Genomic DNA, 25,421 nt, shown 5'->3' with positions numbered 1-25,421 from the left:
CCCGAGGGTCGCCTTTTTCATGCCCTGCATTCACTCCATGCTGAGCGTATGCAGGCCTATGGTCTGCGCGCCTTCGTGCCCCGAATCTTCCACGCGTATCACTTCTGCCTGAACATTGAGGTCGGTGAGGGTAGGGTGATTCGAGGGCAGATGGACGCTGACCTGATCCCCGACCCGCAACTGGGTGCGGGCTTCCAGCTGCATACCGGTGCTCGAAAGATCCTTGCATACGGCGGGAACTACAACGTCGCCAACCCGAAGGTCGACCTGGGCATCCACGGTCATGCGGATGAAATCACGTTTCTCACTGTAGTCACGATCATTGACGCTCATGGCTTGTCCTTCGATCTGGTTGCTATTATTGACGTTTTTATAACCAAGGGTAATTTGCCGGGCGAGCCGCTCTGGCTCGTGTCGCAACACCCTTGAAACGCTTGCCGGATGGGAGTACCGTCTGCGCCTTACAAGGCACCTCTGCATCCGCATGCGCAGGGCACCCAGCGCTTGTATTCGCCTCTGCGAGAGGCTAGAAGTAAAGGTAGGCGATCCATTGCTGTCTTCGCCAGGTTTTACTTTGCTGACCTACTTACGACAACCAATTTCTGGCGCCGTTTGCCCACATGCAGAAAACCAGTGCAACGCTGCTGATCATCGATGACGACGATGTGGTGCGCGCAAGCCTTGCGGCCTACCTCGAAGACAGCAGCTTCAGCGTGCTGCAGGCGAACAATGGCCTGCAGGGCCTTCAGGTATTCGAGCAACAGCAGCCCGATCTGGTCATCTGCGACCTGCGCATGCCGCAGGTCGGTGGCCTGGACCTGATTCGCCAGGTGACCGAGCTGTCGCCTGATATCCCCGTCATTGTGTTGTCCGGTGCCGGTGTGATGAACGACGCCGTCGAAGCACTGCGTCTGGGCGCTGCGGACTACCTGATCAAACCCCTGGAAGACCTGGCCGTTCTGGAGCATTCGGTTCGGCGCGCACTGGATCGCTCCCGGTTGTTGCTGGAGAACCGGCGCTATCGCGAGAAGCTGGAAACGGCCAACCGTGAACTGGAGGCCAGCCTGCACCTGTTGCAGGAGGACCAGACCGCCGGCCGCCAGGTGCAGATGAACATGCTGCCGCAGAACCCCTGGAGCACCGACGGGTTCAGTTTCGAGCACCAGATCATCCCGTCGTTGTACCTGTCGGGGGATTTTGTCGATTACTTCAGGGTCGACGAGCATCGCGTGGCGTTCTATCTGGCCGATGTCTCGGGCCATGGCGCTTCATCGGCATTCGTCACGGTGCTGTTGAAATTCATGACCACGCGCCTCATGTTCGAATCACGGCGCGGTGGTTCGATGCCCGAGTTCAAACCATCGGACGTGTTGGGCCATATCAATCGTGGTCTGATCAACACCCGCCTGGGCAAGCATGTCACCATGGTCGGCGGCGTGATCGACGAGCACACCGGGTTGCTGACCTACAGCATAGGCGGGCATCTGCCGCTTCCCGTGTTGTACACCCCTGAACGGACGCGTTATCTGGAAGGGCGTGGTCTACCGGTCGGCCTGTTCAACGAAGCTACCTACACCGATCACGTCATGGCGTTGCCGGAGCAGTTCAGCCTTACCCTGTTTTCCGATGGGATACTGGACCTGCTGCCGGGTGAGACGCTGAAGGAAAAAGAAGCTGCATTGCCTGAGATCGTCAGCGCAGCGGGCGGCAGCCTGGATGGCTTGCGGCAAACGTTTGGACTGGCCACACTTGGGGAGATGCCGGATGATATCGCCCTGATGGTGCTGAGCAGGAACCTTGCATGAGTACTGGTAGAATCCAGTTTGCGGAACAAAGCGGCACGTTCGTGTTGAAATTCGTGGGAGAGGTGCGCCTGACGCTTTGCTCGGCGCTGGATGCGACGATCGAGCGGATCTTCACGGCTCTGGATTTTTCCGCCATCGTTATCGACCTGACCGAAACCCGCAGCATCGACAGCACTACTTTGGGCTTGCTGGCCAAGCTGTCGATCATGTCTCGACAAAAAGTTGGATTGCTGCCGACCGTGGTGACGACCCACGAGGACATCACGCGCCTGTTGCAGTCCATGGGATTCGATCAGGTATTCAACATCGTCGGCCGTCCGATCCCGTGTCCCGACTGCCTTACCGATCTGCCCTCGCAGGACCTTTCCGAAGATGTCGTAAGATCCAAGGTGCTAGAGGCGCACAAGATTCTCATGGGTCTGAACGAGTCCAACCGCGAAGCCTTCCATGACCTGGTCAACGCCCTCGAGCGCAGCTGAGACTTCCAGACAGCTCTTCCGGCCATAAAAAAGGCGACCTTGCGGTCGCCTTTTTTTATGTGTCGCCGTGCTGAATCAGGACACTTTTGCAGTGAGCAGGGTTTCCAGCTTCTCCTGGTCACGCGCAAACTGACGAATGCCTTCGGCCAGTTTTTCGGTGGCCATTGCATCTTCGTTCGACGCCCAGCGGAACTGAGCCTCGGTCAGGATCTGCTTCGGCTCGCTGGCATTGCCAGGCTTGAGCTTGCGCTCCAGCGTGCCTTCATCTTCCGCCAGCTTGTGCAGCAGCTCCGGGCTGATGGTCAGGCGATCGCAACCGGCCAGTTGTTCGATTTGGTTGATGTTGCGGAAGCTGGCGCCCATGACCACGGTGTCGTAGCCGTTGGCCTTGTAGTAGTTGTAGATGCGGGTTACCGACTGCACGCCTGGATCTTCGGCACCGGTGTATTCCTGGCCGGTGGACTTCTTGTACCAGTCGTAGATGCGACCCACGAACGGCGAAATCAGAAACACGCCGGCATCGGCACAGGCCTGTGCCTGAGCGAAGGAGAACAGTAGCGTCAGGTTGCACTGGATGCCGGCTTTTTCCAGCTTCTCGGCGGCACGGATGCCTTCCCAGGTGGAGGCCAGTTTGATCAGGACGCGCTCGCGGCCCACGCCGGCCTTTTCGTACAGGTCGATGATCTGGCTGGCCTTGGCCAGCAGAGCCTGTTCGTCAAAGGACAGGCGTGCGTCCACTTCGGTGGAAATACGGCCCGGGATGGCTTTGAGAATGCCGGTGCCCACGGCGACCGCGAAGGTGTCCGAGGCCAGGCCGACGTCACCGTTGCTGTCGCTAATGGTCTTTTGCAGCAGGTCCTTGTAACCGTCCAGAGAAGCTGCCTTGAGCAGCAGCGACGGGTTGGTGGTGGCGTCGACCGGCTTGAGTTTGGAGATGGCATCGAAGTCGCCTGTGTCGGCGACGACGGTGGTCATTTGCTTGAGTTGTTCCAGCTTGGAAGTCATGTGCGTGCTCTGTCCTTTGCGAATGGATGACGTTACCCGAGCGCTGCGTCTGGCTCAAGGGCCAACGGGGTGCAGCAGGGGAAAGGGCGGTGGTAGACCTACGTTCGAGTGTCTTGCCGCGTGACGGTTCAATGGATCAAGTATGCGCTCCTCGCCAGGTTCTGGCGCACCGCCCAGCGATCAACGGCCTTCGAGCAGCGCCCCGGCCTGATCGAGCAGCGCCAGCGGATCATCGGTCTTGTGGATGTCCACCGACAGCAGCTGACGGAATTTGCGTGCGCCGGGAAACCCGGTGCCCAGGCCCAGCATGTGCCGCGTGACGTGGTGCATGGCACCGCCCGAAGCGATATGTGCGGCGATGTACGGACGCATCTGCCGCAACGCATCGAAACGACTGATCACCGGGGCGTCGCTGCCGAACAACTGCTGGTCGACCTGCGCCAACAGGTAAGGGTTGTGGTAGGCCTCGCGCCCCAGCATCACCCCGTCGAATGTCTGCAAGTGCTCGGTGCAGTCTTCCAGGGTCTTGATGCCGCCATTGAGGATCACTTCTAGGTCGGGAAAATCAGCCTTGAGGCGCTCGGCAACGTCATAGCGCAACGGCGGAATGTCGCGGTTTTCCTTGGGCGACAGCCCTTCGAGGATAGCGATGCGCGCGTGCACGGTGAAACTGCGACAGCCGGCCTCCCGCACCTGCCCGACGAAATCGCACAACGCTTCATAACTGTCGCGGCCATTGATCCCGATGCGGTGCTTGACCGTGACCGGAATCGACACCGCATCGCGCATGGCCTTGACGCACTCGGCCACCAGCGCCGGATGCGCCATCAGGCAGGCCCCGATCATGTTGTTCTGCACACGATCACTGGGGCAGCCCACGTTCAGATTGACCTCGTCGTACCCGTGCGCCTGCGCCATGCGTGCACACGCCGCCAAGTCGGCAGGCGTGCTGCCGCCCAACTGCAGCGCAATCGGATGCTCGACCTCGTCGTAGCGCAGGAAACGCTCGTGGTCGCCATTGAGCAGGGCGCCGGTGGTGACCATTTCGGTGTAGAGCAGGGTGTGACGCGAGAGCAGGCGCAGGAAGTAGCGACAGTGGCGGTCGGTCCAATCCATCATGGGGGCAACGCTGAAGCGGCGAGACGGCTCCAGGCGAGGTGTGGCGGGCGTTTCAGCTACATTCTGTACCATTTTACTCTGCGCGTTTTGTACCAGTTTTCGGGTGTTTTCGTGGGGCGGGCGGTAAGTTGTACCACCTTGACTATGACCTTTATCGCTTTCGCCGTGGCCATTATTCGTTTGGGAAAACGGGCGGACGAGGGGGTGGCTACACAGGTCGGATCTGTACGAAACGTTATGGGAGGCAAGTCTACCAAGACGCTCGGTCGTTCGGGCGAAAACAGGTTGGGTGGGCGTTTTTTGGATGAGGCAGGGGAGCGCTAGTGAGTAGTTTTCAAACGATGGTTGACGTCAGTGATCGGAGCACGGTCGCCGAGGCGGATCAGGTCTTCTAGGCGGCGGAGGAGGGTGGAAATCGGACTCATGTCCCGGATGGTGCGCCGAGCGAAAACACTATGCATCAAGGGGGTGATGTTGGAGAGGGTTTTACATTCGGTAGCGAATGAGCGGCCTGGTAACGGACTCTGATGAAGCGTTTTGATGGAAGGGATGCTTAAATTTGCAGTACTATTGCAGTACTTCATGACACAACGGGAGAGTCGCCATGCCTCGCATGACATTAGACCTAAGCACCGAGATTGACGATCGCCTTACCGAAATCGCCGCACGTCGCGGCATCAGCAAGGCTGACGCCATGCGCCGAGCGTTCGCGCTATTGGCCATCGCCGACGAGGAGAAGAGCAAGCCCGGCAAATTCTCGTTGGGTATCGTCCGCGAGAAAGATGACCACACGCTTGAAGCCGTTGGTCGGGTGGTGGGTGTTTGATGACGCAAGAGCATATGCACGCGGGAGACCGGAATATCGAGGATGTTTTCGCGTCAGATGATCACGGCAAAAAGCCAGTTAAGCTTGGAGAGGGCGATAGGCTCAAATTCGCTCAGCAGATACTCGGCGGTTTATTTGTGGTCTCTTTGTTGGTAATGGGGGGATATGCGTTCAATCCTGACAATAAGGCGTGGGCGGAGATATTTGAACTGATAAAGGTGGGCGCGCTGCCTTTGGTAACGCTAGTGATTGGTTTTTATTTTCCGAGCTCAAATCGGTAAGTACATGCTGAAAGAGGGTTAATCACGGAGCTTTTGATAGCCATTGGCCTGGATGAAGGACATAGACACACGTAAGGCGCGGCCCTGTAACAGATGTCTTTCCACGTGTCGCCAACTCGACGTCGTTCGGCGCCACCTTCATTCTGATGTCATGGATGACCGCAAAGCACACAGTTTTCAATCGGATAAAGATCAGGAGGATCCACTATGGCCAAGAAAGCCAACAACCCGTTCTACTTCGCCAGCGTCCCTCTGGTCGCAGTCGGCTGCGCCTTCGCAGCGATCGGCGCCTCAGGTCAGGAGGCTTTTGGATGGACGTCCATAGGGCTGCTGGTGCCTGGCGTGGCTCTGCTTGTTGCGGGGCTTATGAATAGGCGCCGGGCGAGCTGAACACGTCTGTCGACTGACTTTGCAGGTAAAGGGAACGGGATCATCGGTACAGGGGCAAGACGCATGAGTGCATCATCAACCCGAGTTCAGCACGCGGTCTCCACTACGGCGATGGCTGGGAGTTTCAGCGTGCACCTGGAAGCCGTCACCAGTGGCGCGGTCTCGCATCTGGTCATCATCGATGATCACGAGCCAGCCGCCGTGCTGCTGAGCGTCGACGCTTATCAAGCGCTGCAGGATGAGCTTGAAGATCTGCGTTCTGAACGCCTGGCCATCGAGCGCCTGCCTGGCATAGACAGCGATGTGACCTTGAGCCTGGAAGAAATGGACGCCCGGTTCGAATAGGCATTTGTGCCGCACATTTGCGTTCTTCGTTTCCAGTGGGTGACAGATATAGAGCCCGATCTAGCAAGCGATCCTGAAGCGCCCTGCGAATGATGTTCGAACGCCGCGAACATGATCTGCCCATCACACCTTCCAAATCCTAGAAACCCGCCCCGGCTCCCACGAACTTCCGGCAGTGCACAGACGCGTCGCGAATCATGAAATTGACCAACGTAGGCGAGACGCCCAGCTCGGTGGCGATGTCTTTCTGTGGTTTGCCGTGCACGCGGTACATCAGGAAGGCGTAGCGGGCGCGCTTGGGCAGTTGGGCCAGGGCGCGGTCGACCTTGCCCAGGGTCTGGCGGTCGACGTTGATCGACTCCGGGTTGGACATCTGGGGGACTGTGTCGAGGGTCTGGTCGTCCTGGACGAAGTAGCGCTGTTCGGTGGCCTGCTTGCGGTAGTGGTCGATGGCGAGGTTGCGCACGATGCGGAAGATGTAATTGAGCTGGGCGTTGAAGGGCAGCATGCCGGCTTTCATTCTGCGCACTCGCAGATAGGCATCCTGGACGACATCTTCGGCGTGGCTGCGGCATCCGGTGATTTGCGCGGCGATTTTGATCAGGCCCTGGCGGTGCGAAATGAGTGTCTGCAGCAGCGAGGGGAGGTCGTGGAGTGAGTTATCCGTGCTACGTGAATCCTGCATGTTGATACCTGCGGCGGGCAGTGACAGAAAGTATGTCCTTATGTGACGGCGCTCAAAGTAGAGTTGTTGATTCTCATTGTCAAATGAGAAGTTGTTCTATTCATAGATTTTCTTGATTGCGTGAAGGAATTAGCCCGCTCGTCAAATGGAGGCTAATTTTGGGTAGGTGTGGGACGTCTTTGAGGGGTAGGCCTGTGCTACGCGCAGGTACGTTGAGTAATTTTCAGGAGGCAAGGCAATGGCGTTCGACCGCGAAGACACGATGTTTCTGGTAGTGATGAATCACGAGCAGCAGTACTCGATCTGGCCCGATTTCAAGGCCGTGCCCGCGGGTTGGTCAACGGTGAGGGAAGCGGCGTCCAAGGCCGAGTGCCTGGCCTGGATCGAAGCCAACTGGACGGACATGCGCCCGGCCAGCCTGCGTGAAGCGATGGGGGCTTGAGGAAGTACGCGTGACCGCGCGGCGCGTGGCAGGGTCACGCGCCGTCGTCATTTTGGGGACCCCCAGCATGTGAGGTGGCCGAGGTGTGGCGGGGTCTTGGCGACAATCGGCCCTTTGGAGGTCCAGATGGATCTGGTACTCGCCAGAGGGGCCGATCGCCGTGTACCTGGTCAGCCGTTACCAGCGGTAGTTGACCGACCCGATCAGCGCTCGCTCGTCGCCGTAGCGGCATGAGGCGTTGCAGAACAGGTACTTCTCGTTGGCGACGTTTTGCGCCTTCATGGCCACGGTCCAGTTCTTGTCGACTTCATAGGTAACTTTCGCGTCGAACAGGGTGTAGGCGGAGACCTTTTCGTTGGCGTCCGAGCTGGACGTGCGGCTAGTGCCCATGTAGCGGGCGCCGCCGCCGACCACGACCTGAGGCAGGCCCAGGGCGGTCAAGCGGTAGTCGGCCCACAGGTTGGCCATGTGATAAGGCACGCCGTCGATGCGCGTGCCCACGCGGGTGGACACGGCATCGTCGGTGATCTTCGCATCGGTGTAGGTGTACGAGGCGGTGGCGCTGAGGTTCGGGGTGATGTCCGCTTTGGCCTCAAGCTCCACGCCCCGCGCGCGGGTTTCGCCGAACTGCACGGTATTGCCGGTGAGGTCGGTGCTCAGCGAGTTCTTCTGCTTGAGGTCGTAGACCGCAGCGCTCAGCAGGGCCGTGGTACCGGGCGGGGTGTAGCGCACGCCGATCTCGTACTGCTCGCCCTCGGTCGGATCGAACGAGGTGTTGGCGTTGGCGTTGAAGACGTTCGCCGGCAGGAACGACTGGCTCCAGCTGATGTACGGGGCCAGGCCGTTGTCCCCCTGGTAGACGAGGCCGACACGGCCGGTGGCTTTCTTGTCATCGCGTGGTGTGCGGGCGCCGCTGGCGAAGTTGTAGGTGCGGCTTTCGGCCCAGTCCTGGCGACCGCCCAATAGCAGAATCCACCTGTCGTCGAACTTGATCTGGTCTTGCAGGTAGACGCCGGCCTGGGCGCTGTGCAGGTCCGAGCCGGTGTTGGCGGATGTGGCGTTGGTTGGCACGCCATACACCGGGTTGGCCGGGTTGAATATGGAGTTGGCGCCGGCGAAGCGATGGGAGTCGTAGGTCTTGTGGTAGTAGTCCACGCCCGCCAGCAGGGTGTGCTGCCAGCGGCCGCTGTTGAGGGTCCATTGCACGTTGTTGTCGCTGGTCCAGCCTTCGGAGCGTTCGCGGCGGATGCTGGGTCGGCGCGCCAGCTGGCCCCGGTTGCGCAGGGCGGCGCTGCCGGTATCGGCGACCTGCATGTAGTCCCAGCTCAGGTCCGCCTCGAAGTGGCGGAGGGAGTGGCGGATTTTCAGGTCGGGAGTGAAGTCGTGTTCGAACAGGTAGCCGATGCTGGTCGAATAGTTGTTGTAGTGGTCGAAGCCGCGCTCGCCGGTGAACAGGTCGCGGTCGACCTTGGGGTAGCGGGTGCCGGACGAGGTGGTCAGGTCGAAATCCAGCGGCGGTGCGAAGCCGGTGCGGGTTTCCTGGTAGTTGGCCAGGAGGGTCAGCGAGGTGCTGTCGTTCGGGCGCCAGGTGAAGGCGGGGGCGATGTAACGGCGGTCGTCGTCGGCGTCGGTGGTCTGGGTGTCGCTGTCGCGCCACAGGCCGGTGAGGCGATAGGAGAACTGCCCGGCGTCGTCGATCGGGCCGCCCAGGTCGAAGCTGTACTGTTTGCGTGCATGGCTGCCGTACTCGACGTTGACCTCATGCAGCGGCGTGTCGGTCGGGCGTTTGGTGATGGTGTTGATCAGACCGCCCGGCGAGAGTTGTCCGTACAGCACCGAAGAGGCGCCCTTGACCACTTCCACGCGCTCCAGGCCATAGGGCTCGATGCCGCCGTCATACACGCTGCCTTGCAGTTTCATACCATCGCGCAAAATGCCGCCCGTGCCCGAGCCGACGTTGAAGCCGCGGATCACGAAGTCGTCGGCGACCCGGCTGAACCCGCCAGGCTGGGCGATCACGCCTGGTGTGTAGCTCAGGGCCTCGGCCAGGGTGTCGGTCTTGCGGTTGTCCATCTCGTCGCGGGTGACGACCGAAATCGACTGCGGAATGTCCTTGATCGCCGAATCGGTCTTGCTCGCGCTGGTGCTGCGCGTGGCCACGGGACCCTGGATCTGCCCGGTCGGGTTCTCGAGGACCTTGGCGTCGATGTTGGTTTCCTGCAGCTCCAGGGTGCCGCTCGAGGCGGCAGTGCTGGCGCTGTCGGCGGAGTAGGCTGTACTCAGTGGCAAGCCACCGAGCAACAGCGCCAGTGTCAGCGGATGGTAGACGAAGACTTTTTTTGCGGGCATGGCGGCTCCTGAGTATGAAGTGTTGTTTTTCTGGTGAGTTGAAATCATGTCGCCCGCTGCATGATCCCCATCAAGCAGCGGGCGTCCCATTGGCGGCGGTTACGGGCAGTACTCGTCGAAGAACGTCTCGCGCTCCAGGCGCAACAGGGCGGCTTGCTTGTGCGGCAGGGTGATGGTCTTGAGCCTGCCGTAGCCCTGGGATTCGAGGAAGCCGATCTGCCGGGTATGGTCGATCCGCGGTTCGCCGAGAATGCGCTGGGTGCGCGGCTCGTCGATGAACATGTAGTGCATGAGCGAGCGGAACCAGCCCTTGAGCTTGCCCGCGCTCTGGTGCTTGCTCTCGCCGACCACCACGTGCCAGCCACGGTCGTGGTCCTGGGCGTCGTAATAGGGGGCGATGCGATCTTCCTTGCACCAGTAGATCTCGAAGTAGGCGAACGGCTCGCCGTCGTAGCTGCCGATCAGCGGCAGCACCCGTGGGTCATCGAGCATTTGTTGCAGGTATTCGGCGTGTTCTTCGGGACTGCCGGTCTGCTCCCAGAAGAACGCGACCTGCTCCAGGTTCATCCAGCGATTGAAGCGTTCCAGGTCCAGACCGATGTCGACGGTGCGCAGGGTGAATGTGGTCTTCAAACCCGGCAGTTCGCGGCGGTAGACCTCGCCATGCGGGATCGGTGGTCGCTGTGGGTGACGCTTGTCGCCGCTGAACGTGTAGCGCAGCGGCATGCCGGCGGCCGATGGAGTGGTGAGCCAGGGCAGCGGGTGTTGCCAGAAGCTGCTGCGGGCGCAGGCCAGGCGTGCGGTGCGGCCGTCGTGGCCCAGAAGGGTATCGAACACCCCTTCGCGCACCGCGTCGCGCGCGCGGTCGAGGGCCAGCGGGGCGCTGACTTCCAGCCCAGGGACGCGTGACGAATTGCAGAAGACCTGACCGAGCAGCGCGAGCAGGCCGCTGACCGGGAACGCCACGGGCAGGTTCTCCAGCCGCACATGGCCGTCCTGGCGGAAAAAGTGCACCGGTTCGATCCCTTCGATTGCCAGACTGCCGTTGCCATCGTCCGCCACCTGGGCGATCACGTGGCGGCCGTCGGCCAGGGGCAGGGTGAAGTTCGGCGTGGTCATGGTGCTTCTCCGTGAGTGGCTTCTCGCGTGTGCCAGCGCGCAGGAACCTGCCGGGTACTGACCGGTCGGGTGGTTCCAGGGCATAGCTTAGGTAGAAGTGTAACGAATGGGAATCGTAATTATTTAAGGTTGATTCCCATCTATACATGCTTCCTTGCTGATTCCGTTCAGCGTTTGCGCACTAGGAGCCACATGAAATACGGCCCGCCGATGAAGGTTGCGAAGATCCCCGCCGGGATCTGCCACGGGAACACCAGGTTGCGGCCCAGCCAGTCGGCCAGCACCAGCAGCGTGCCGCCGAGCATGGCCGAGAGCAGCAATTGCGTGATCGGCCGGCGTGCGCCGAGCATCCGTGCGATGTGGGGCGCGATCAGGCCGACGAAACTCAAGGGGCCGACGGCCAGCGTGGCGGCTGCGGTCATCACGGCGGTCAGCAACAGCAGGGCCAGGCGGCTGCCGCCCAGGGATATCCCCAGTGCCCGCGTGCGCTCGGCGCCCAGGGGCATGATCGCCAGCCAGCGGTTGCACAGCGGCGTGACCAGCAGGAACAGCACCGCCAGGGCACTGACGACCAGCGCCTGGCCGGCGTCGATGCGATAGGTCGAGCCGGTCATCCAACTGAGCATGAGCAGCACCCGGGAATCGCCGCTGACCATGAACAAGGCGGCGAACGCATTGAGCAGGGTGCTCAGTGCGACGCCGGTGAGCAGCATGCGGTCTGGCGCGAAGGCGCTGCGCCAGCTCAGCGCGACGATGGCCAGCAACGCGATCAGGGCGCCGGCGATGGCCGCGGCCAGGAGCACCCAGGGATTGAAGCCGGGGACGATGACCAGCACCAGAATGCCGCCCAACGCCGCACCGGAACTGACACCGAGCATTTCCGGGCTGGCCATCGGGTTGCCGGTCATGCGTTGCATCAGGGTGCCGGCCAGGGCCAGCAGCACGCCAGCGGCGAACGCGGCGGCCACCCTGGGCGCGCGCCAGGGCAGCAGCGCATCGAAGGTCGCGCCGCTGCTGAAATACCAGCTGTCCGCTCCGCGCCCCCAGGTCAGAGCGACGTAGACGGACACCACCAGCACCGCAAGCAGTACCCAACGGGTCCGCTTGAGGGGAAGGGGGCGAACGTTGCCGGCGTTGGCGGGTGGATTGATGCGGGTCTCATGCAGACGGCTCAGCAGCACCAGCAGCAGCGGCGCGCCGAGAAAGGCGGTGAAGATGCCCGTGGGCATTTCGGCACCCAGCACGCGCGCCGAGGCCTGGACCAACTGGTCGGCGAGCACCAGCAGCAAGGCGCCGAACACCGGTGCCCAGATCAGACGCTGGCGCAATGTGCGGGCGCCGGCCAGTCGGGCCAGGGCCGGGCCGGCCAGGCCAAGGAAGCCGATCACGCCGACGCTGGCGATGGTGCTGGCGCTCAAGGCCACGGCCACGCTCAGGGCCAGCAGGCGCATGCGCCCAGGCGACAGGCCGAGGCTACCGGCCGTGGCGTCGTTAAGGCCAAGAACTTCCAACGGCCGAGCGAGCAGGGCGGCGAGCACGGCCACGGCCGCCAGACGAGGCGCCAGGTGATACACATCCTGCCAGCTGTTCTGGTTCAGCGAGCCTGATTGCCAGATGAACAGGTTGTTCAAGACCTCATGGTTGGCCAAGACCAGCAAGGTGCTCAACGTCGCGCAGTACAGGTTGATGATCAGCCCGGACAGGATCAGCGCCACCGGTGACATGCGCCGGCTCCAGGCCAGGCCCAGCACCGCCAGCATGCCCAGCCCGGCACCGATGAGGGCGACGCCTTCCTGGCCGCCGTCGAGCAAGCTCGGTGCATAGATCGCACAGGCGGCCAGGGCCAGGTGGGCACCTGAGGCAACCCCGAGTGTGGTCGGTTCGGCGATCGGATTGCGCAGCACTTGCTGGAAGATCACCCCGGCCAGCGCCAACGCGGCGCCGACCACGAGGCTGACGACCAGACGCGGCAGGTAGCTGTAGCGAACCAGCAGGGCTGAGAAGTCGTCGGGTATCGCCGAGCCGAATACGTGATCCCATGACCCGTGTGCAAGCAGTGAACTGGCCTGCTGCACGCTCAAGGCCAACGCGATCAGCAGCAGTCCAAGGGCCAGCCAGGCGGGCTGGCGACGCAGGCGTGAAGGGGAATCAAGCATGGTTGGCTTCCATGGCGAGCAACTGCTCGGTGATCGACAGGGCCAGGCGTTGCGCGGTCAGCAGGCCGCCGCTGGGGTAGAAGCGTGGCAGCGCCCGAATGCGGCCCTCGCGGATCATCGGCAGGGCGCGCCAGATGGGGCTGTTGTCCAGGCGGCGCTGCGCCGCGACCGCTTCGCGGGGGTTGGTGTAGTAGAGGAATGCGGCATCCGGGTGTTCCAGCAGCGTCTCGATGCCCACCGCCGGGCTGCCGCCCCAGGCGTTGGTACGCCCTTGGTAGGCGTTGCGCAGGCCCAGGCGATCGAGCACGGCCTGGTACATGCCCTTGGCGCCGAACAGCAGCAGGTGACGGCCATCCGGATTGAGGCGTGCGATGTACACCGGGCGGTCCTTGACCGGGGTGAGCCTGGCACGCAAGCTTTCGAGCAACTGGTCGGTCTGTTCCAGCAAGGCTTGCGCCTGGGCGCGACGGTCGACCAGAGCGCCGAGGTCGAGCAACACTTGCCCGGCATTGCGATAGGGTTGGGCGTTGGCCGCATAGATGTCGAAGGTGCGCAGCGGCGCGATGCGCTGCAGCAGGGTACCCTCGAGCTGCCAGGACGTGCCGATGATCAGGCCGGGTGCCAGGCGTTGCAGGTATTCCAGGTTGGGCTCGATACTCGGGCCCAGGTCGATGACATCGTCGGGCAGGGAGGGCTGGGCGACGAACTCGCGATAGAAACCGGCGTTGACCACGGCACGGGGCACAACGCCCAGGCCCAGCAGGCTTTCGGTGAGGGCGGGCTCGAAGCTGACGATATCGACTTTCGGCGCTGCTCGGGTTACGGCGGTTGGCACGACAGCGTCGGCAGCGCCGACCAGAGACGAACCGCACAGTGCGGCTGGCAGCAGCGCCAGGCCGGTCAGGGCTCGACGGCGGGTAAGGGACATTGCAGGCTGACTCCGAAGCAGAACGATCGCCTCCTGGCGAGAATGGGAGTCTATAGCAACTGCGTTTGCTTCCCAATACCCTGTAGGCATATGGACTTTATCGCGGTAAAGAATCAACCGCCGGCTTCGTTTACCTGTGTAACCCCAACTATCGACGGCGACAGGCGTGATGCCTGCGCCCGCCGACTCTCAAGGAGACCCCATGTCATTGTTCGGTATGCTGGTTCGCGCTTCGCGCACGCGGTTGGCCGTGGCCATCGGCGCGAGCCTGGTCTGCGGCCTGGCCAACGTGCTGCTGGTGGCGCTGATCAACCAGGCCCTGAACGCATCGCTGCAAGACCTCACCGGTTACGCGCTGCCTTTCGTGCTGGTGATCGCCCTGGTGATGGGCAGCCAGGTGCTGTCCCGGGCGCTGTTCGCCCACCTCAGCCAGCAGGGCCTGGCCACCTTGCGCTTGCACATCTCCCGGCATGTGGTCGCGGCGCCGCTGCGGGGGTTGGAAACGGCGGGGCGCGGGCGCATCCAGGCGGCCTTGGCCGACGACACCACCACCTTGTCGAACTTCTTCACCGGGTTTCCCATGCTGGTGACCAGCGCCGTGGTGGTGCTGGGTTGCCTGGGGTACCTGGCCTATCTGTCGTGGGCGATCTTTCTGGTCTCGGTGCTGGCCATCGGTCTCGGTTCGCTGGGTTATCACCTGTGCCATTCGCACATGCTTCAGTATTTTCGCAAGGCCGGCTCCAGCCAGGACGAACTCTTCGGTCATTTCGACGCCATGGTCTCGGGTGCCAAGGAGCTCAAGCTCAACCGCTCCAAGGCGCAGCGCTTTCTCGACGAGGTCTTGGTCAGTGCCGTCGAGCAGGTGCGCCACAACCGTGCCAAGGGCCTGATGCTGTTTGCCATCACTGGCGGCTGGGGACGTCTGCTGTTCCTGGTGCTGATCGGTGTGGTGCTGTTTCTGCGCCTATGGATTCCCTCCGACGCGGCGGTGATCACCGGCTACGTGATGGTGTTTCTGTACATGATGGGGCCGCTGGAAGGCGTGCTGCTGAACCTGCCGCAGATGAGTCAGGCGCGGGTCGCCAGTGCGCGTATCGAAGCGACCCTGGCGCAGTTGAAGGCTGAAACCCAGCGGCAGACCCCCGTGCCGTCGCCGGCGCCCAAAGGCGTGACCCTGGCGCTCGACGGCCTGACCCATGGTTACTTCAGCGAGCGCGAGGACGAAGTGTTCACTCTCGGCCCGGTGCAACTGACCCTCAAGCCCGGCGAAATCACCTTTCTGGTGGGTGGCAACGGCAGCGGCAAGACCACCCTGGCCAAGCTGATTGCCGGCCTGTATCGCCCGGAAAGCGGCGTGGTACGCGTCGATGGTCGAGCGGTCGGCGAGGATGAGTGGGACGACTATCGCCAGCTGTTCTCGGCGGTCTTCTCCGACTTTCACCTGTTCGACACCTTGCTCGAAGCGCCGGATGCCAGCGTGGATACCCAAGCCGGCGAGTGGCTGGCGAAGTTGCATCTGGATCACAAGGTCAGTGTCAGCAACGGTTCGTTCTCTACCCGTGAACTGTCCCAGGGGCAACGCAAGCGTCTGGCGCTGATCGTTGCCTGTCTGGAAGGCCGGCCCGTCATCGTGTTCGACGAGTGGGCGGCGGACCAGGACCCGGCATTCCGCGAGGTGTTCTACTGCGAGCTGCTGCCCGAGCTGCGTGCCCAGGGCAAGACGCTGCTGGTCATCTCCCACGACGACCGTTACTTCCATCTCGCCGATCAGTTGATCAAGCTCGAGCGCGGCCAGATCGTCCATCGCGAGGCGTCGACCCAGACGCAGTTGCAACCGGTGGTCTGACGAACCTCTCAAGCAGCTGGGGCGTAATTCGACCCAGCTGCTCAGGACAGGTTGCGATCCCTGTCCAGTTCGTCCGCAAATGATAATTTTTATCAATAACGCTTAATTCTGCACCGTTTTGTTTCGTCCTTATCAGCAGTGTTCCAGGCAAGGCCACTCCGGCTTGCCGACTGCTTTTAAGGAGATCGCGCAGTGTCCGTCCCACCCGATTGCATCCGCCTGTTCTGCTTCGCGTGTTCCGGGGCGAGCGCCATGCCGTTCGCCGCATGGCGTGCTGTTTTGCCGGCCTGGATCGACGTGCAGCCCGTCGAGCTGCCCGGTCATGGCCATCGCAGTGACGAGCCGTTGCAAGTGGACATGCCGAGCCTGGCCGCCACCCTGTCGGACGAGCTGGCGTCCTTGATCGATGGGCCTTACCTGATGCTCGGCCACAGCGTTGGCGGGGTGGTTGCCCTGGAAGTGGCCCACGCCCTGGTCGCTCGAGGCCTCGAAGCGCCCAGCGCCCTCATCACCGTTGCCAGCACCGCGCCCAGCCAGCGGGCTGGCAACCCGCAGGCGCAGCCCATGAGCGATGCCGAGCTGGTCGCCGAGCTGCAGCGCCTGGATGGCACGCCCCAGGCCGTGCTCGACGACCCCGAGTTGCTGGCCATGGTGTTGCCGGTGTTGCGCGCCGATTTCCTGCTGGGCGAGCGCCATCGGCCGTCTTGCCGCGAGCCGCTGCCGTGCGCGCTGCATGTGTTCGGTGGGCGCGACGACAGCATCGCGGTCGGCGCTCTGGCGGCCTGGGAAATGGAATGCACAGGGCCGTTCCGGATGGAAATGTGCGCCGGCGGGCATTTCTTCCTGCACCGCCAGCGTGCCGACTTTCTGCGCCGATTGGTGACCCTGGCCAAGGCCTATCGCCCCTCGCTTGCTTCTTCCTTCCTCGCGCGCGCCGGGCTGAGTCATGCCTGAGCGCGCTCCTCTGTATGCGGAGTCTTCCATGCTTGATTCACGCTTCGATGTCCGGCCTCTGCGACACGCCGATACCCCGTTGCCCCTGCTGATCGAGGCGCGCGAGCCGGGTCTCGATCTGGCCGCGTGCCTGCCTGATCTGCAGGCGCTGATCGATGAACAACTGCTCAAGGCCGGCGGTGTGCTGCTGCGTGGTTTCGAGGTGCAGAACGCCGAACGCTTTCGGCGCTTCGCCGTGGGTTTCGGGTCCGATCTGCTCACTTACGAATTCGGCTCCACGCCCCGCAGCAACGTGACCAGCGGGATCTACACCTCCACCGAATACCCGCCGCATCAGCACATCCCGCTGCATAACGAGCAGGCCTACACCCGCGACTGGCCGATGAAGATCTGGTTCTTCTGCCAGCAGGCCTCGCCGGTGGGCGGGGCGACGCCGATCGGTGACAGCCGGGCCATCTATCGGCGAGTGGGCGAACGGATTCGTCAGCGCTTCGCCAGCAAGGGGCTCATGTACACCCGCAACTACGGCAACGGCCTGGACGTGTCCTGGGAACAGGTGTTCAACACCCAGGACCGCAGCGTCGTGCATGCCTACTGCGAGGCCCACGGCATCGGCCTGGAATGGAAGGACGATGGCGGCCTGCGCACTCGGCAGGTCTGTCAGGCCGTGGCGACTCATCCGCGTACCGGTGACGCGGTGTGGTTCAACCAGGCGCACCTATTCCATGTGTCCAACCTGCCCGAGGAAGTGCGTGAAACCCTGCTCGACCTGGTCGAGGAAGAGGACTTGCCGCGTAACGTCTACTACGGCGACGGCAGCGCGCTGGAGGAAACCCTGCTCGAAGACATCCGCGGTGTGATGCAGCAGGAGCAGGTCGAGTTCGCCTGGCAGGACGACGACGTGCTGATGCTCGACAACATGCTCACCGCCCATGGCCGAGCGCCGTTTCAGGGGCCGCGCAAAGTGGTGGTGGCCATGGCCGAGCCCCACGGTGCCGACGTGTGTTGAGCCACCCCCGGATTTCCCGATTTTTTGCGATTGCAGGAGGACGCCCCATGGCCATCCCACACCAGCCTCAACCCCGATCCCTCATCGAGATGCTGGCCCAGCGCGCCGAACACCAGGGCGAGCAACTGGCGCTGCGCTTTCTCGGCGACGGCAGCGAAACCACCGAACTCTATACCTACGCTCAACTCGATGCCCGGGTCCGCCACCTGGCCGCCTGCCTGGGCCAGCACACGGTGAAGGGCGACCGAGTGCTGCTGCTGATGACCAACGGTCCGGACTACATCGTGGCGTTTTTCGCCTGCCTGTATGCCGAGCTGATCGCCGTGCCCGCCTATCCACCGGAACGCAATCGGCAGTTCCACACCGAACGCCTGCAAGGCATGGCCATGGATGCCGAGCCTTCGCTGATCCTGTGTGAGCAGGCAGCACTGGATGCATCGCTGGCGTTGCGCGATGGCCTGACCCTGGCAAGCGCGCCGGTGGTCGCCAGCGTCCAGGACCTGGAGGCGCAACCGACGCGAAGCTGGCAGCCGCGCGAGGTATTGGGCGAGGCCATCGCCATGCTCCAGTACACCTCCGGATCCACCTCCGAACCCAAGGGCGTCGAAGTCACCCACGCCAACCTGCTGGACAATCAGCGCCTGCTGCAGATGGGTTTCGGCAGCCGCCCGGGCGACGTGTTCGTCAGCTGGCTGCCGCTGTACCACGACATGGGCCTGATCGGCGGCATGCTGCAGCCGATCTACGCCGGCGTGCCGCTGGTGTTGCTGACCACCCAACACTTTCTTGCGCGCCCGGCACGCTGGCTGGAAGCGATCCACCGTTATGGCGGCACCCTGAGCGGCGGCCCGGATTTCGCTTTCCGCCTGTGTACCGAAAGCGTGCGCGACAGCCTCCTCGCCGAGCTGGACCTGAGCCGGTGGCGTGTGGCGTTCTGCGGCTCCGAGCCGGTACGTGCCGATACCCTGGCCGATTTCGTCGAGCGCTTCTCCGCGGCCGGTCTGGCCGCGACGACGCTGCATCCCTGTTACGGATTGGCCGAAGCGACCCTGATGGTCACCAGCAACATTCGCGGTGGCCCTTACTACACGCTGCACGTGGACCACGAAGAACTGGCCCAGGGTCGAGTGGTGCCCGACGCCGCTGGCATCGAAGTGGTCAGCAGTGGGGGCTTGCTGTTCGACGACCAGGTGCGCCTGATGGATCCGCATACGCTGGAGCCCGTCGCAGACCATACCGTCGGTGAAATCTGGGTGCGCGGCCCCAGCGTCGCTCGCGGTTACTGGCGCAACCCCGAGGCCACGGCGAAGACCTTCCTCGATCGGCCGGACGGACGCTGGCTGCGCACCGGCGACCTGGCGTTTCTCTACAACGGTGGCCTATTCATCACCTCTCGGGCCAAGGACGTGATCATCATTCGCGGCCAGAACCGCTACCCGCAGGACATCGAGAAAGCCGTGGAGCAGGGCGTCGACGCGGTGCGCAAAGGTCGCGTCGCGGCCTTCCCGGTGCAGGTCGACGGCCGCGAGTGCATCGGTATCGCGGCCGAGATCGGTCGCAGCACGCAGAAGAAATTCGACCCGCAGACGTTGATCGAGGCCATCGACCGCGTGGTCAGCGACACCCAGCAGGAACCGGCCAGCGTCATCGCCTTGCTGGAGCCGGCGGCCTTGCCCAAGACCACCAGCGGCAAGCTGCAACGCTCGGCGTGCCGTCAGCGCCTGGAAACCGGCGAGCTGGGTGCCTATCACGTCTACCACCGCCCGTTGACGGACACCTGCGCAAGCGGCTCGGGAGATGCGCCCCAGGGTCAGACCGAGCAGCGTCTGGCCGCCATCTGGTCCGAGGTGCTCGAAGCGGGCGAGATCAGCCGTGACGATGTCTTCCTCGCCAAGGGCGGTCATTCCCTGGCGGCGGTGCAGGTGGTCGCGCGGGTGCGCCGTGAGTTCAGCGTCGAGCTGCCGCTCGGTGCGCTGTTTGCCGCCAAGCCCCTTGCCCAGGTCGCAGCCATGGTGGACGCTGCGCCGCGCCTGGCGGCTGGGGTGCCACTGGAACGCCTGGATATCCGCGGTCCCCATGCCATGTCGCCAGTGCAGCGCAGCTTATGGCTGGCCCAGCAGTTGGGCGGCGAGCAGGGGCGTGCGGCGTACAACATGGTCGCGCAACTGCGGCTGTGCGGTGAGCTGCAACCCGACGCCCTGCACGGTGCCTTGAATGATCTGCTGCAGCATCAGGCCAGCCTGCGCAGCGCCTTCGTGCCAGGGCCCGACGGGGTGGCCCGCGTGCACTACGCCGACCACCTCGAATTGGCCTTGCCGCTGCTCGACCTGAGCGGGCTGCGCGATGCGGAACAGAGCACTGCCCTGGCCATGGCCGAAGCCGAAGCCGCCGGCCAACCCTTCGATCTGCAGCAGGCGCCGTTGCTGCGCGTCACCCTTGTGCGCCTGAACGATCGAGAGCACCGGCTGCTGCTGAGCCTGCATCACCTGATCGGCGATGGCTGGTCGTTCGGCGTACTGGTCCAGGCGCTGGGCGTCTTGTATCAGGCGCGCTTGACCGGTGGCGAAGCGGCGTTGCCGCCGCTGACCCTGCACTACAGCGATTACGCGGCATGGCAGAACGCCAAGGAAGGCAGCGTCGAGCGCCAGCGGGAATGGGATTTCTGGTCGGGGTACTTGAGTCGTGCCCCACAGCACCTGGCCTTGCCCACCGACCGTCCGCGTCCGACGACGCCGCAGAGCGACGGCGCCAGCGTGACCTTCCAACTGAGCGCCGAGCAGGTGGCCCGTGCCGAAGCACTCGGCCAGGCCCACGGTGCCAGCCTGTTCATGGTCCTGCGTGCTGCCTTCGACTGGTTGCTGCATCGCGTCACGGGGCAAAACGATCTGGTCTACGGCACCGACATCGCCGGTCGGCCCAGGGCGGAGCTCGAAAAGCTCATTGGCTTTTTCGTCAACATCGTCCCATTGCGCGCTCGGGTCGATGCGCAGCAGCCGTTCAGTCAGTGGCTGGCTCAGGTCAGGGAGGATTCCCTGGCGGTCTTCGAACAGGCAGATCTGCCCTTCGAACAGATCGTGGAGGCCAGCGGCGTACCTCGCGAGCGTCAGCGTAACCCGCTGGTACAGGCGCTGTTCGTGCTGCACAGCATGCCCAATGGCCAGTTCGCCGTGCCGGGGTTGAGCGCGCAACTGCTGGCCGCGCCGGCGCAGACCTCGAAGTTCGACATGGCCCTGTTCCTCACCCCCAATGCCCAAGGGCTGAACGGGGAGTGGGTGTTCGCCACGGCGATCCTGGACAAGGCGCGGGTGCGCGCCTGGGTCGCGGCCTGGATCGACCTGCTCGAGCAGGTTCTCGACGCACCTGAGCAGCCCCTGTCTGGGCTGTCCTTGGGTGCCTTGCAGCCTGCGCCCGTCGCGCCGGCCAGCGGTCGCTCGCGGTTGGAAGCCAAGCGCGACAAGCTCAAGTCGTTCACCCGCCAGGCCACGCCGTCTGCGGCCACGCCGGCGGTACGCTGCACACCGCTGACGGCCGACAGCGAATTCCCGCTGGTGATCGAGCCGGTCAGCACCGATCTCGATCCCTGTGCCTGGGCCAGTCAGCATCGGGAGTTCATCGAAACCCACCTGCGCCGTCATGCCGGTTTGCTGTTTCGAGGCTTCGGGTTGCACACCGCCCAGGACTTCGAGGCGTTCGCCGAGGCCATCCAGCCGGGTCTGTATGGCGCCTACGGCGACTTGCCGAAGAAGGAGGGCGGGCGCAACACCTACCGCTCCACGCCTTACCCCGAGCGGCAGATGATCCTCTTTCACAACGAAAGCGCCCACCTGCGCCGCTGGCCGCGCAAGCAGTGGTTCTTCTGCGAGCTGCCATCGCCCGTGGGCGGCGCGACCCCCATCGTCGACTGCCGCGCCATGTACCGCGCCTTGCCGACTGAGCTGGCCGAGACCTTCGAGCGCAAGGGCCTGCTGTACGTGCGCACCTTTACCCCCGGTTTCGATGTGGATTGGCGCGACTTCTACAAGACCGACGACCGCGCCGTGGTTGAGGCCGCCTGCCGCGAGCAGGACGTGGCGTTCGAGTGGCTGGCCAACGGCGGCCTGCAGACCCGTACGCCGTGCCCGGCGGTGATCCGCCATCCGTTCACCGGGGAGAAGTCGTTCTTCAACCAGGTCCAGTTGCACCACGACTACTGCCTGCAAGCCGACGTGCGCCGTGACCTGTTGGGCATCGTCGGCGCCGAGCACATGCCCCGCCAGGTGTACTTCGGCGACGGCACGCCCATCGACGACGGGATCATGGAGCAACTGGGCCAGCTCTACGAAGCCTGCGCGGTGCGTTTCCAGTGGCAGCGCGGCGACGTGGCGATGCTCGACAACATGCTCGTGGCTCACGCCCGCGACCCCTTCGAAGGTCCGCGGCGAATCGTCGTGGCCATGGGCGAGATGACCGACCGCAGCGTGTTCGATGGCGCTGCCGCAGACACCGACGAGCGCTCGGGCCAGATGGCCGGCCTCTCTGTTCAAGGATATTAGCAATGACCGACCTGAGCCTTGATTCAAGCGCGCTGCACACCTTTGCCCTGAGCCCCGAACAGCAGGCGTGCCTGCTGGGCCGCGATCCGTCACGCCCTGACGCGGGCAGCCATCGCTTGCGCATCGCCGTGAACGCCTCGAAGGGGTCAGCCACCTTTGCAGCCGCGTTGCAACGCTATGCGGCTGGTCAGCCCGTTCTCGGAACGCGCTGGCTGCAGGTGCCCGGCTTCCTCGGCTGGCGCCAGACCTGTCCCAACCAGGGCGATGCGGTGCGTTGGGTGGAACTGGACGCCACCGCGCCCGCATTGACGCTGGAGGAAGGGGAGGTGCTGGCGGTCAGCTGGCGAGCCCTGTCCCAGGACCGTTGCGAGGTGGAATTCGTGGCGGCTGCGCTGGCCCTCGATCCGCCCAGCCTGGAGCGGCTGGCCGCCGATGTGCTGGCGGGGGTGGAGGGCCGCACGCCGGTCTCCAGCGATGTGGACTATGAGCAGTATGTGCAGTGGCGCCAGGACATGGCCGCCGACGAAGACGCCGCCCAGGGTCGGGCCTATTGGCAGCATGCCGAGGTCGACCCTGCTCGCGGCACTGCGCTGCACCTGGGTGTGCGTGGGAGCTCGGCGACACTGCAGGCATCACGCCTGGACGCGCAGCTTGCCGTACACCTGTCGACCCTGGGCGCCGCCCAGGCCGTGGCGGAGGCCTTGGGGCAACCGCTGGACTTCGTTCTGCAAGGGCTGTGGTGGGTGCTGTTGGGACGTTTGAGCGGGCAGCAGGCGTTCGTCGGTGGCTGGCTGCACGATTGCCGCAGCGACTACGATCACTTTGAAGACACCCTGGGGGTTTTCGAAAAAGTTCTGCCGCTGCGCGTCGAACTCGACCCTGCTGTGCTCTTCGCCCAATGGTCGCAACAGGCCGAAGGTCGTCTGGCCGATCATCTCGGCTGGCAGGAATACTGCCCGATCCAGTCACCCACGAGCACCGCGCCACTGCGGGCCGGGTTCGTCTTCGAGCACGCGCGCCTTGCGCCCGAGCAGGTGCTGGCGTACCCGAGCCGTCCGGCGTTCGAACTGCTGCTGCGCGCACGCGTCTGGGGCGGCACCCTGCACCTGGCCATCGAGGCCAGCGGGGCTGCGTACAGCGTCGCCAGCCTGGAGGGGCTGCTGGAACAACTGCGCACCTTGCTGCACACCCTGCCGGTCGATGGCGCCGTGGCCCTGGCCGATCTCGATCCGGTGGGCACGACTGAGCGCCAACGCCTGTTGGCCCTGGCCCCCAACGAGACGGCAGCGGCGGGCGAGTGGCTGCCCCAGCGGCTCGCTCGGCATGCACGGCAGACCCCGCGGGCCATCGCCCTCAGTGATGGCCAACAGTCCCTCGATTACGCCGCGCTGCACCAGGCCGTGACTCACCGGGCCGGCTGGTTGCAGGGGCAGGGGGTCGGCGTCGGCCAGTGCGTGGCCATCGAAAGCGAGCGCTCGCTGCAAGCCGTGCTGCATATTTTCGCCGTCCTCAGCGTCGGCGCGTACTACCTGCCGCTGGAACCCAGCTGGCCCGCCGAGCGCCGCCGCGACCTGCTGAACCGTGCAGCGCCGGCGCTGGTGCTGTGTGATCCTGGGTCGAGCAGCGCTCAAGGACCGTGGCCGAGCGCCAGCCTGGTGCAGGCGGGCAGTAAAGAACCGCTGCCGTTTCAGCCGCCGCAGCTCACCGATCAGCACCTTGCGTATCTGCTGTTCACTTCCGGCTCGACCGGGGCGCCGAAGGGTGTGCTCGTCGAACACGGTGCGCTGCGCAACTATGCCCAGGCGGCCAGTGAAGCGTTGGGCCTGGCGCCTGGCATGCGTCTGGCGCTGACCAGCCCGTTAAGCGTCGACCTTGGCCATACCTTGCTGTTCGGTGCAATGCAGGTGGGCGCCGAGCTGGTCATCGCCACTGAGGCGGATCTTGCCGAGGGTGCCGCTTTCGGCCGCTTTTTGGCCCGAGAGCGTCCGGATGTGGCGAAGTTCGTGCCGTCGCACTTCGCCGCGCTGCTGGACAACGGCTTGGCACCTCTGCCCGGCACGCTGATTTTCGGCGGTGAAGCCACGCCGCGCAGGCTGGTCGATCAACTGCACGAGCAAGCGCCGTCGTTGCGCCTGTTCAACCACTATGGTCCAACCGAAACCACCGTCGGTGTGCTCTTCCACCCGGTGCGCGCGGACGTGCCGGACCACGATGAGCGGGTCCCGCTGAGTCGCGTGCTCGCGGGCAACCGGGTCTATCTGCTCGACGAGCGCCTGCGCCTGGTGCCCACCGGTGCCCTGGGCGAGCTGTACATCGGTGGTGCGCAGTTGTGCCGTGGCTATCTGGACCAGGTCGATGACGACCGTTTCATCGACGATCCCTTCCGCCCAGGTCAGCGCCTGTATCGCTCCGGGGATCTGGGTCGCTACCGCGCCGAAGGTGGCCTGCAACTGGTGGGACGCCGGGATGATCAGGTCAAGTTGCGCGGCCAGCGCATCGAGCTCGGCGAAATCGAGGCGGCGCTGTTGACCCTGCCCGGCGTCGAGCAAGCCGTTGCGCGACTGTGGGCACCCAGTGAAGGCATGGCCAGCCTGATCGCCTACGTCGTGCTTGCCCAGGGCCAGGCCGATGACGCCCTGCAGCCGCTACTGGCGGCACTGGCCGAGCGCCTGCCCGAGGCGCTGTGCCCGACGCGTCTGCTCGCGGTGCCCAGCCTGCCGCGTCTGGCCAACGGCAAGATCGATCGTCATGCCTTGCCCGATCCCGGCCAGCCGCTGCGTCGGACGCCGGCGCGGGCGCCGCAGAACGCGTTGCAAGCCTGCCTGCGCGATGCCATGGCCGACCTGCTGGGCTGTGCACCTGCGACGCTGGGTGTGGACGACGATTTCTTCGAGGCCGGCGGCCACTCGCTGCTGGTGATCAAGCTGGTCGCGCGCCTGCGCACCCTGTTCAAGCTCGAGGTGCCACCGGGCCTGGTGTTCGACCACCCCGATGCCGCCCGCCTGGCCGCCGCCCTTGGTGAACTCGCCGATCCGGCGCGCCTCGAGAAGATCGCCCGTCTGCGCCGAGAGCTGGACAGCCTGAGCGACGAAGAGCGCGCCAACCTGCGCGCCCAGGCCCTGGCCGCCAAAGGGTTGGCCGCCCACTGACA

20 protein-coding genes are annotated in these 25,421 nt (G+C 64.0%); 12 read left to right on the top strand and 8 right to left on the bottom strand.

Annotated elements, in window-relative coordinates; all coding sequences use genetic code 11:
* Nucleotides 1-30: 30 nt before the first annotated feature.
* Nucleotides 31-333: a PilZ domain-containing protein gene (locus tag B2V21_RS16420; RefSeq protein WP_082223604.1), complete on the bottom strand. Its 303-nt coding sequence runs from the start codon at nucleotides 331-333 to the stop codon at nucleotides 31-33.
* A 287-nt stretch (nucleotides 334-620) separates the two neighbouring features.
* Between B2V21_RS16420 and rssB the strand changes: the two genes are divergently transcribed.
* Nucleotides 621-1,805 (top strand): two-component system response regulator RssB, encoded by a 1,185-nt coding sequence (rssB, locus tag B2V21_RS16415; protein WP_049859974.1) that lies wholly within the window; start codon nucleotides 621-623, stop codon nucleotides 1,803-1,805.
* Nucleotides 1,802-2,284 (top strand): anti-sigma factor antagonist RssC, encoded by a 483-nt coding sequence (gene rssC / locus B2V21_RS16410; RefSeq protein ID WP_043190372.1) that lies wholly within the window; start codon nucleotides 1,802-1,804, stop codon nucleotides 2,282-2,284. The genes rssB and rssC overlap by 4 nt, the downstream gene beginning before the upstream one ends.
* A gap of 75 nt (nucleotides 2,285-2,359) precedes the next feature.
* Here the strand turns inward: rssC and tal are convergent, their stop codons facing one another.
* Nucleotides 2,360-3,289, bottom strand: a complete 930-nt coding sequence (tal, locus tag B2V21_RS16405; protein WP_049859975.1) for a transaldolase — start codon at nucleotides 3,287-3,289, stop codon at nucleotides 2,360-2,362.
* A gap of 180 nt (nucleotides 3,290-3,469) precedes the next feature.
* A complete protein-coding gene (dusA, locus tag B2V21_RS16400; RefSeq protein ID WP_286917413.1) occupies nucleotides 3,470-4,480 on the bottom strand; it encodes a tRNA dihydrouridine(20/20a) synthase DusA in 1,011 nt (336 codons plus the stop codon).
* 532 nt (nucleotides 4,481-5,012) lie between these two features.
* Between dusA and B2V21_RS16395 the strand changes: the two genes are divergently transcribed.
* The 4 genes from B2V21_RS16395 to B2V21_RS16380 all read left to right on the top strand — a co-directional run bounded on the left by B2V21_RS16395 (nucleotide 5,013) and on the right by B2V21_RS16380 (nucleotide 6,250).
* Nucleotides 5,013-5,234 (top strand): CopG family transcriptional regulator, encoded by a 222-nt coding sequence (locus B2V21_RS16395; protein WP_049859977.1) that lies wholly within the window; start codon nucleotides 5,013-5,015, stop codon nucleotides 5,232-5,234.
* Nucleotides 5,234-5,515 carry a hypothetical protein gene (locus tag B2V21_RS16390; protein WP_049859978.1) on the top strand — a complete coding sequence of 94 codons (282 nt, stop codon included), beginning with the start codon at nucleotides 5,234-5,236 and terminating at the stop codon, nucleotides 5,513-5,515. Before B2V21_RS16395 ends, B2V21_RS16390 begins: the two co-directional genes overlap by 1 nt.
* Before the next feature lie 207 nt (nucleotides 5,516-5,722).
* A complete protein-coding gene (locus tag B2V21_RS16385; RefSeq protein WP_192000507.1) occupies nucleotides 5,723-5,905 on the top strand; it encodes a hypothetical protein in 183 nt (60 codons plus the stop codon).
* Between the two features lie 63 nt (nucleotides 5,906-5,968).
* On the top strand, nucleotides 5,969-6,250 hold the full coding sequence (locus tag B2V21_RS16380) for a type II toxin-antitoxin system Phd/YefM family antitoxin (protein ID WP_286917412.1): 282 nt from the start codon (nucleotides 5,969-5,971) through the stop codon (nucleotides 6,248-6,250).
* A gap of 139 nt (nucleotides 6,251-6,389) precedes the next feature.
* On the opposite strand, the gene B2V21_RS16375 is transcribed toward B2V21_RS16380, so the two are convergent.
* Nucleotides 6,390-6,935, bottom strand: coding sequence for an RNA polymerase factor sigma-70 (locus B2V21_RS16375; protein WP_082484358.1), 546 nt, complete (start codon nucleotides 6,933-6,935; stop codon nucleotides 6,390-6,392).
* A 238-nt stretch (nucleotides 6,936-7,173) separates the two neighbouring features.
* Here B2V21_RS16375 and B2V21_RS16370 point away from each other — a divergent pair, with 238 nt between their 5' ends.
* A complete protein-coding gene (locus B2V21_RS16370; RefSeq protein ID WP_049859981.1) occupies nucleotides 7,174-7,377 on the top strand; it encodes an MbtH family protein in 204 nt (67 codons plus the stop codon).
* A 177-nt stretch (nucleotides 7,378-7,554) separates the two neighbouring features.
* Here B2V21_RS16370 and B2V21_RS16365 read toward each other — a convergent pair whose 3' ends face one another.
* From B2V21_RS16365 to B2V21_RS16350, 4 genes are all read right to left on the bottom strand, one after another.
* A complete protein-coding gene (locus B2V21_RS16365; RefSeq protein WP_286917411.1) occupies nucleotides 7,555-9,726 on the bottom strand; it encodes a TonB-dependent siderophore receptor in 2,172 nt (723 codons plus the stop codon).
* A 99-nt stretch (nucleotides 9,727-9,825) separates the two neighbouring features.
* Entirely contained in the window at nucleotides 9,826-10,845 is a 1,020-nt protein-coding gene (locus B2V21_RS16360; RefSeq protein ID WP_286917410.1) for a GNAT family N-acetyltransferase, read from the bottom strand.
* A 167-nt stretch (nucleotides 10,846-11,012) separates the two neighbouring features.
* On the bottom strand, nucleotides 11,013-13,001 hold the full coding sequence (fhuB, locus tag B2V21_RS16355; RefSeq protein WP_286917409.1) for a Fe(3+)-hydroxamate ABC transporter permease FhuB: 1,989 nt from the start codon (nucleotides 12,999-13,001) through the stop codon (nucleotides 11,013-11,015).
* Nucleotides 12,994-13,929 carry an ABC transporter substrate-binding protein gene (locus B2V21_RS16350; protein ID WP_286917408.1) on the bottom strand — a complete coding sequence of 312 codons (936 nt, stop codon included), beginning with the start codon at nucleotides 13,927-13,929 and terminating at the stop codon, nucleotides 12,994-12,996. The genes fhuB and B2V21_RS16350 overlap by 8 nt, the downstream gene beginning before the upstream one ends.
* A gap of 202 nt (nucleotides 13,930-14,131) precedes the next feature.
* Between B2V21_RS16350 and B2V21_RS16345 the strand changes: the two genes are divergently transcribed.
* The 5 genes from B2V21_RS16345 (at nucleotide 14,132) to B2V21_RS16325 (ending at nucleotide 25,419) form a co-directional block, all read left to right on the top strand.
* Nucleotides 14,132-15,775, top strand: coding sequence for a cyclic peptide export ABC transporter (locus B2V21_RS16345; RefSeq protein WP_286917407.1), 1,644 nt, complete (start codon nucleotides 14,132-14,134; stop codon nucleotides 15,773-15,775).
* 192 nt (nucleotides 15,776-15,967) lie between these two features.
* Nucleotides 15,968-16,729, top strand: a complete 762-nt coding sequence (locus tag B2V21_RS16340) for a thioesterase II family protein (RefSeq protein WP_286917406.1) — start codon at nucleotides 15,968-15,970, stop codon at nucleotides 16,727-16,729.
* Between the two features lie 28 nt (nucleotides 16,730-16,757).
* On the top strand, nucleotides 16,758-17,738 hold the full coding sequence (locus B2V21_RS16335; RefSeq protein ID WP_286917405.1) for a TauD/TfdA family dioxygenase: 981 nt from the start codon (nucleotides 16,758-16,760) through the stop codon (nucleotides 17,736-17,738).
* Nucleotides 17,739-17,785: 47 nt separating this feature from the next.
* Nucleotides 17,786-22,270 (top strand): condensation domain-containing protein, encoded by a 4,485-nt coding sequence (locus B2V21_RS16330; RefSeq protein WP_286917404.1) that lies wholly within the window; start codon nucleotides 17,786-17,788, stop codon nucleotides 22,268-22,270.
* Nucleotides 22,271-22,272: 2 nt separating this feature from the next.
* Nucleotides 22,273-25,419 carry a non-ribosomal peptide synthetase gene (locus tag B2V21_RS16325; protein WP_286917403.1) on the top strand — a complete coding sequence of 1,049 codons (3,147 nt, stop codon included), beginning with the start codon at nucleotides 22,273-22,275 and terminating at the stop codon, nucleotides 25,417-25,419.
* Nucleotides 25,420-25,421 lie beyond the last annotated feature (2 nt).

Source organism: Pseudomonas sp. UBA6276, from assembly GCF_002438365.1.
GTDB lineage: Bacteria > Pseudomonadota > Gammaproteobacteria > Pseudomonadales > Pseudomonadaceae > Aquipseudomonas > Aquipseudomonas coleopterorum.
This window is presented reverse-complemented; position numbering and strand designations above follow the sequence as displayed.